This window comes from Pseudomonas huaxiensis (assembly GCF_003231275.1).
GTDB lineage: Bacteria > Pseudomonadota > Gammaproteobacteria > Pseudomonadales > Pseudomonadaceae > Aquipseudomonas > Aquipseudomonas huaxiensis.
The window spans coordinates 1-7,836 of the sequence record NZ_QKVL01000081.1 but is presented as its reverse complement, the minus strand read 5'-3'; the positions used below and the strand labels follow the sequence as shown (position 1 = coordinate 7,836).

The 7,836-nt window shown below is 61.7% G+C and carries 5 protein-coding genes, 1 tRNA gene and 1 pseudogene; all 7 read left to right on the top strand.

The window, feature by feature from the left end; translation table 11 throughout:
• A partial coding sequence (dmpG, locus tag DM374_RS31815) for a 4-hydroxy-2-oxovalerate aldolase (protein WP_110973450.1) occupies positions 1–964 on the top strand: 964 nt, incomplete at its 5' end.
• A gap of 111 nt (positions 965–1,075) precedes the next feature.
• Positions 1,076–2,080, top strand: a complete 1,005-nt coding sequence (locus DM374_RS31810) for a CDP-6-deoxy-delta-3,4-glucoseen reductase (protein WP_110973449.1) — start codon at positions 1,076–1,078, stop codon at positions 2,078–2,080.
• Between the two features lie 395 nt (positions 2,081–2,475).
• Positions 2,476–3,246 (top strand): annotated as a pseudogene (locus DM374_RS34690) (MCP four helix bundle domain-containing protein); the annotation flags it as partial.
• Positions 3,229–4,101, top strand: a complete 873-nt coding sequence (locus tag DM374_RS34685) for a methyl-accepting chemotaxis protein (protein ID WP_450088434.1) — start codon at positions 3,229–3,231, stop codon at positions 4,099–4,101. The pseudogene DM374_RS34690 and the gene DM374_RS34685, both read left to right, overlap by 18 nt.
• A gap of 276 nt (positions 4,102–4,377) precedes the next feature.
• Positions 4,378–5,145, top strand: coding sequence for an autoinducer binding domain-containing protein (locus DM374_RS31800; protein WP_110973447.1), 768 nt, complete (start codon positions 4,378–4,380; stop codon positions 5,143–5,145).
• A 214-nt stretch (positions 5,146–5,359) separates the two neighbouring features.
• Positions 5,360–7,519, top strand: coding sequence for a methyl-accepting chemotaxis protein (locus DM374_RS31795; RefSeq protein WP_110973446.1), 2,160 nt, complete (start codon positions 5,360–5,362; stop codon positions 7,517–7,519).
• A 191-nt stretch (positions 7,520–7,710) separates the two neighbouring features.
• Positions 7,711–7,784, top strand: a tRNA-Cys gene (locus tag DM374_RS31790).
• Positions 7,785–7,836 lie beyond the last annotated feature (52 nt).

Here is a 7,836-nt window from a genome sequence, read left to right as displayed (position 1 = left end):
CCATGCGGTGCGCCATCAGTACACCCTCGATAACGCGCGGGATATCGCCCGGGCGCTGGACAAGGCCAAGGTCGATTCCATTGAGGTCGCCCATGGCGATGGCTTGCAGGGTTCCAGCTTCAACTACGGCTTTGGCCGGCACACCGATCTTGAGTACATCGAGGCGGTGGCCGAGGTGGTCAGCCACGCGAAGATCGCCACGCTGTTGTTGCCTGGCATCGGTACGGTTCACGATTTGAAAGCTGCATACGATGCTGGTGCCCGTGTGGTTCGCGTCGCTACCCATTGCACCGAAGCGGATGTCTCGAAGCAGCACATCGAATACGCCCGCGAGCTGGGCATGGACACGGTCGGTTTCCTGATGATGAGCCACATGGTTCCGGCCGAGCAGTTGGCGGCGCAGGGCAAGTTGATGGAGAGCTACGGGGCGCAGTGCATTTACATGGCTGACTCGGGCGGCGCGATGAACATGCAGGACATCCGCGACCGGATGCGGGCGTTCAAGGCGGTGCTGAACCCGGAAACCCAGACCGGCATGCATGCGCATCACAACCTGAGCCTTGGTGTTGCCAACTCGATTGCGGCGGTGGAAGAGGGCTGTGATCGCATTGATGCCAGCCTCGCGGGCATGGGCGCGGGTGCTGGTAATGCGCCGCTGGAAGTGTTTATCGCGGCTGCCGAGCGCCTTGGTTGGAACCATGGCACTGACCTGTACACCTTGATGGATGCGGCGGATGACATCGTGCGGCCGTTGCAGGATCGGCCGGTGCGTGTGGACCGCGAGTCGCTGGCGCTGGGGTATGCGGGGGTTTATTCAAGCTTCCTGCGTCATGCCGAGATTGCGGCGGCGCGGTATGGGTTGAAGACCGTGGACATTCTGGTGGAGCTGGGCAAGCGGCGGATGGTCGGGGGGCAGGAGGACATGATTGTGGATGTGGCGCTGGATCTGCTGGCTCGGCGTTAGTCCTCATCGCTGGCAAGCCAGCTCCCACAACCGATTCTTGTGGGAGCCGGCTTGCCGGCGATTGGCCTGCCCCGCAGGCCCTAAACACAAACCCCAACCAAGGCCCAGACCATGAACTTCACCCTGCATATCCAACCGGTCGGCCTGAGCTGCCCGGTCACCCCCGACCAGACCATCCTCGACGCCGCTCTGGCTGACGGCCTGATGCTCAAGCACAGTTGCCGCACCGGTACCTGCGGCAGTTGCAAGGGCCGCTTGCTCAGCGGCGAAGTCGACCACGGCGACAGCCCGCTCGACGTGCTCAGCACAACCGAGCGTGAGCAGGGCCTGGCGCTGTTCTGCTGCGCCCGGGCCAGATCCGACCTGGTGATCGACGCCCCGGAAGTCACCGAACTGCGCGGCATCAGCATCCAGCAGATGGGCGTGCGCGTCGCCAGCGTCGACAAGGTCAGCCACGACGTCGCCGTGCTGCGCCTGATGCTGGCGCCGGGCAGTGCGTTCAACTACTTCCCCGGCCAGTACGTCCAGGTGCTGCTCAAGGACGGCAGCCGTCGCAGTTACTCCATGGCCACCTCGGTTGCCCGCGACCAGCAACTGGAACTGCATATCCGCCATATGCCGGGCGGTGTGTTCAGCGGCCATGTATTCACCGCGTTGCAGCCCAAGGCGATCCTGCGCATGGAAGGGCCGTTCGGCTCGTTCTTCCTGCGCGACGGCGACGCGCCGATGGTCTTCCTCGCCAGCGGCACTGGTTTTGCGCCGATCCAGGCGTTGCTGGAGCAGTTGCGCGAACGTGGCGACAACCGTCGGCCGGTGTACCTGTACTGGGGCGGGCGGCGGCGCGAAGACCTGTATCGGCATGAGCAATTGCTGGCCTGGGAAGCCGAACTGCCGTGGCTGCGCTACACCCCGGTACTGTCCGAGCCGACCGAGGCGTGCGACTGGCAGGGCGCGACCGGTTTCGTGCACCGTCAGGTGGTCAATGACTTCCACAGCCTCAAGGGTTTCGAGGTGTATGCCTGTGGCGCACCGATCGTGGTGGATTCGGCGCGGCGGGATTATGTGGCGGAGCGGAATCTGGCGGAGGCGGATTTTTACGCGGATGCGTTTGTTTAGGGGGTTTTCGCGAGCAAGCTCGCTCCTACAGGGTGCGCGGTGATCCGCCCCTTGTAGGAGCGAGCTTGTCGGGGCGCCGAACCGTCGCGATATGCACCTACAAATCAGGCCCAAAGTCTCATAAAACCCGCCCCATTCAAGCGCTGGCCGGGTTTGCCATCATTTCGCCATTCCCGTAGAATCGCCAAGTATTTAAAGGCGCCAAGGCTTAGCCTCGGCGCTTGATTCATCGGGCCTCCCGACCTAACTAAAATGACCGCGCATTGCGGCAAAGCCTTTGTGTGCACCACGCCCTCGCAAGCCGGCGCTGTATCGCCGTGCCCGTGGGCTCCAAGGCTTAATCCGTCTGGCTTTCGCATCCACCCAGGTCAGCGCGGATATTTGAGGAAAGGTCAATGCGGGTCAGAAATCTATCCATCGGCGCAAGAGCCGGTTTTGCCTTCGCGATCCTGGCGGTATTGGTATTGCTGTTGGGCGCCGTCGCGATTTTCGAAGCCGAGAAGATGAACTCGGCGAATGACAAGATCACCGGCTACTGGCAACCCACCAGCCATGCCCTGAGCGAAACCGGCATGGCCCTGGGCCGCACTCGCGCCTTGACATTGCGCTCCGTTCTGCTGCGCGACGTGGGTGATCGCCAGCACACTCTGGAACTGATCGCCCTGCGCCAGAAAGACATCCTGAGCAACCTCAAATACTACGAAGAGAACATCAACAGCCAACACAACCGTGAGCTGTACGATGCCTTCAAGGTCGCCTACGACAAGTACCACGGCCTGCAGAAACAGATTCTCGACGCGGTGCGTGGCGAACGCATGTCTGACGCCATCGACCTGATCAACGGCCCGCTGGTGGAATACGCCGACGGCATGATGAACGAACTCGGCACGCTGCTGCGCTACAACTACGATGGCCTGGCGGAATCGGGCAAGGTCAGCAATGACTCGTACAACCGGGCGATCCTGATCATCGCCATCACCCTGGTGGTCATCCTCGCCGCCATGATCGCCATCGCCGCGATCCTCACCCGCAGTATCGTCACCCCGCTGCACGAAGCCGTGGTGGTGGCTGACCGCGTGTCCCATGGCGACCTGACCCAGGAAATCATCGTCACCGGTCGCGACGAACCGGCGCTGCTGCTGGAGTCGATGCGCACCATGCAGGAACGCCTGCGCACCACCATCCGCCAGATCGCCGAATCGTCCGACCGCCTGGCCTCGGCCTCGGAAGAGCTGCACGCGGTGACCGACGACACCAGCCGCGGCCTGTTGCAACAGAGCGCCGAGATCGAGCAGGCGGCCACTGCGGTAAACGAAATGACCGCCGCCGTCGAAGAAGTCGCCAGCAACGCGGTGACCACCTCCGATGCCTCGCGCCGTGCCGACGACACCACCCAGCACGGCCGCGCCCAGGTCGATCAGGCGCTGGCCTCGATCCAGAGCCTGGTCAGCGATGTGGGCGACACCGCCCAGGAAGTCGAAACCCTGGCCAACCACGTCAATGACATCAGCCGCGTGCTGGACGTGATCGGCTCGATTGCCGACCAGACCAACCTGCTGGCGCTCAACGCTGCCATCGAGGCGGCGCGGGCCGGCGAGGCGGGCAGGGGCTTCGCCGTGGTTGCCGACGAGGTTCGTGCCCTGGCGCACCGCACCCAGCAGTCCACCGAAGAAATCGAGCAGATGATCGGCGGCGTCCAGGCCGGCACTCACCGTGCGGTCAGCACCATGCACAGCAGCCAGAGCCAGGCCAGCCGCACCCTGGTGGTGGCCCAGGCCGCCGATGAAGCATTGAAGGTGATCGCTGAGGCCATCGCCGCGATCAACGAGCGCAATCTGGTGATCGCCAGCGCATCCGAGGAACAGGCGTCAGTAGCGAGGGAAGTGGACCGTAACCTGGTCAACATCCGCGACCTGTCGATCCAGACCTCGACCGGCGCCAACCAGACCAACGCTGCCAGCCAGGACCTGTCGCGTCTGGCGGTGGAACTGAACGTGATGATTTCCAAGTTCAAGGTCTGAGCCTTTCGCGGCAGCCCCGTCGAGGGGCTGCCGCGAGGCTTTACAGCGTGCGTGAACAGAAGTTCACTCGTGAAACATTTGCGCCAGCACCCGCTGGCACTCGGCGAACCCTCGTTCCAGAGCCGTTCGTACACCCGGGTATGCTTTGGATATATCACCAATATCCGGTTGTGACCTGGCAGCCCTGCAACTAGCCTCAGAGCTCGTCAACCATACTTTTAACACCCGCAGCGCATCTGGGAGGGAGCCCGGCGCTCATCAAGGGGTTTTGCCATCATGCCGTTCAGTACCGATGCCTTGAATGTTTTGGTACAAGAAATCTCCCCTACGCTGCGTTTTGGAACTCTTCACCAATTGGTGTTGCAGTTGGGGTTCGACTTTTTCGGCTTCACTTGCTGGACCAGCTTCGATCACCGTCCGTTGCTCTACAGCACCTTTCCAGCGGGCTGGATCCAGAACTACAAACGCAGGCAATACATCGATACCGATCCGCGGATCGACCATTGTCGACGCTCGATCATGCCGATCTTCTGGACCGAAGAATTCTTTCGGCCGGCTCCTGGCATGTGGGAGGACGCCCAGGCGTTTGGCCTGTGTAATGGCTGGTCCCAAGGGGCTCATTCTGAAGGGGTGTTCAGCATCCTCGACGTTGCCCGCGAAAAGGGTGGTATCTCTGACGAGGAGTGGTACGAGAAGGCCGGGCAGGTTTTGCTGCTGTGCAACCTGATCCACATGAACCAGGCGGATGAACTCAAGCGCAAGATCCAGACCTTGCACCTGAGCGAGCGCGAGATTGAAGTGCTGCGCTGGTCGGCTACGGGCAAGACGGCCGAGGAAGTGGCCGACATCCTCAACCTGTCGGAGTCCACGGTGAACTTCCATGCGCGTAACACCATCCTCAAACTCGGCGTGCAGAACAAGGTTGCAGCTATCGCCCGCGCCGCCCGTCTCGGCCTGTTCATGACCCGGGAAACCCACCCGAGCGCCGAAGCCACCGACTACGGTCGCCGCGCAACGGACTGGCCGCTGGCCGCAGGGGCCTGAGCCAGAGCGTTTTATTGCACCTTTATGACAACTGGCGATAACGATATGCCCCTGTTTGGGGCATTTGTTTTAAGTCTGTTCAAGAGTCACTCTCATCTTCGGGTTTATCGATAGCAGAAAGCCATCCTTAAACCATTCAGTTAGTTAGCAAGCTTTCAGTTGGCCTGGTAGTTGCCTCTCAAAATCCATTGGAATGTCGTCATTGGAGAGGTCTATGTCGCTTACAAGCAACTCCATGCATTTATCAGGGGATGAGCGTCGCTGGCTGCCGTGGTTTGGCAAGACCGGCAAACTGGCGATGGGCTGGGCCTGCCGGGTCAACCGTTCGGCTTATCCGGTCATCGAACAGACGTTCGAGGCCATCGCAGAAACCCGGGTCAAGCTGCTCAACAGTTGGGCCCTGGAACAATGGGAACACCTGGCCGAACTGGCCCAGGGCCTTGGCGACCTGAGCGGCATCGACCCTCACGCCCTGCAGGAAAAACTGCAACAGGCCGAGGACTTTTCCGAACTGTTCGTCCTCGATCCTGCGGGCAAGCTGCTGGCTTCGACCTGGAACGGCCAGGACCGCCGCAGCGTCAACCCGGCAGCCCTCGCCGAAGGCCTGAAAGCGCCGTTCCTGCACGGGCCCTATAGCGATCCGCTAACCCAGGCCATCGGCCCATCCTCGTCGCGCTTCCATGACGAAGTGACGCTGATGTTCTACCAGCCAGTGAAAGTGGCGGGCAAAGTGCTCGGCTGCCTTTGCGGGCGGGTGCCCAACGACGTACTGGGCGACCTGATCCAGCGCGAGGCCGGGCACATCTTCGCCGAGTCCGGGGACAACTACCTGTTCATGGTCCAGTCGCGCTTCGACCCGAGCTTGCAGCCGGGCGTGGCACTGTCGCGCTCGCGCTTCGAAGACGGCACCTTCAGCCATGGCGAGAACCTCAAGAGCGGCGTGCACACCGCGTGGAAGACCGTGCAGGTGCAGCGCCATACCGAACTGGAACTGCGCTTCACCGATCCTGCGACCCAGCAACTGCACCCCGGCGTGCGCGAAACCATCCGCAATGGCTCGAACCTGTTCGTCACCTACCCGGGCTATTCCGACTACCGCCATATCCCGGTGGTGGGCAAGGGCGTGACCTTCCAGATGCCGGGCTCACCGGACCGCTGGGGCATGATGTGCGAGGCCGACCTGGAAGAGGTCTATCGCCGCCGCTCGCTCAGCTACGGCCTGATGAAACCGTACCTGGCGACCATGCTCGGCCTGTTCGCCTGCAACTACCTGGTCCAGCATTACAGCGGGCTGTCCCAACACCTGATCGACCTGTGCGAGGCCGGCAGCCTGGTGATCGCCGCCGTGATCTTCAGCACCCTCGGCCCGAAACGCCTGGCCGTGCGCCTCAACGAGATGACCGGCGTCATCCGCACCATTGCCGAAGGCGAAGGCAACCTGCGCCAGCGCCTGGACACCTCGCGCATGGCCAATGACGAGACTGGCGACATGGGCCGCTGGATCAACAGTTTCATCGATCACCTTGATTCGGTGGTCGGGCAAGTGGTCAAGGCCAGCCACAGCGTTGGCACCACCAACCAGATGATGCTCGGCCGCAGCCGAGAGGCCAGCAGCACCTCGATGGAAGTGGCTGACGCCATCCATCGCATGATGGTCATCGTCGAAGAACAACTGGGCGAGATCCAGCAGGCCTCCGCCGGTGCCGAACAAATGAAGCAGGCCATGGATGAAGTGGTCGAGCGCGCGCGCAAACAGTTCCACACTGTGCAGGAGGGCACCCAGTCGATCCGCGACGTGGTCGAGCGCTCGGCGTCCAGCGTGCAGTTGCTCGACAGTCGCATGGCCGAGATCGGCAAGATCAGCGGTCTGATCAGCGACATCACCAACCAGACCAACCTGCTGGCCCTCAACGCCGCCATCGAAGCGGCGAGGGCAGGTGAGCATGGCCGTGGCTTCGCCGTGGTTGCCGATGAAGTCCGCAGCCTCGCCTCCCGCACCTCCAGCGCCGCCGAAGAAATCCGCCTGACCGTGGAAAGCCTGCAAGGCGAAACCCGAAAGGCCGTTGGCTTCATGGAAGATGGCGTCAAGAACGTCGACCAGAGCCTCGGCCTGGCCGAGCAGGCATCCTCGGAAAACGTGCAGTTGCACCAGGCTGTGGAAAACATGTTCAGCATCATCCAGCAGCTCAACCAGCGCAGCCTGGATTACGGGCGGACCATCAAGGAAGTCGACCAGTCCTCGGTGGAAATGCACCAGACCGTCAGCGTCCTGCACGCCAGCGCCGAGACCGTGCGCCTCAATGCCAACAAGCTGCAGAAACTGGTGGGCCTGTTCGAAGTCAGCCGCGCCAGCGGCCAGCGTGCCGCAGCCTGACGCGAACCCTTGGAGCAGGGCGGTTACTTGGGGAAAAACCGCCCGATTCCCGGACGAAAACTTTTTTAAATCAGGGGGTTGCCAGCATGGGTGAATGCACGCATAATGGCGTCCATCGAAAGCGACGAGAAATAAAAATCTCAACGTTTTCAAAGAGTTAGAGAGATCAACGATCTCCGAAACTCATCAGAGGCCGAGTAGCAAAGTGGTTATGCTCCGGATTGCAAATCCGTCTACGCCGGTTCGATTCCGACCTCGGCCTCCATATTCGAAAGCCCCGCAGATTAACGTCTGCGGGGTTTTTTCTTGTGGGCGGG

Excerpts from the sequence above, each read along its gene's own strand:
- DM374_RS34685 (WP_450088434.1), top strand. The coding sequence starts at position 3,229 with ATGCGCACCATGCAGGAACGCCTGCGCACCACCATCCGCCAGATCGCC.
- DM374_RS31800 (WP_110973447.1), top strand. The coding sequence starts at position 4,378 with ATGCCGTTCAGTACCGATGCCTTGAATGTTTTGGTACAAGAAATCTCC.
- DM374_RS31810 (WP_110973449.1), top strand. The coding sequence starts at position 1,076 with ATGAACTTCACCCTGCATATCCAACCGGTCGGCCTGAGCTGCCCGGTC.
- DM374_RS31795 (WP_110973446.1), top strand. The coding sequence starts at position 5,360 with ATGTCGCTTACAAGCAACTCCATGCATTTATCAGGGGATGAGCGTCGC.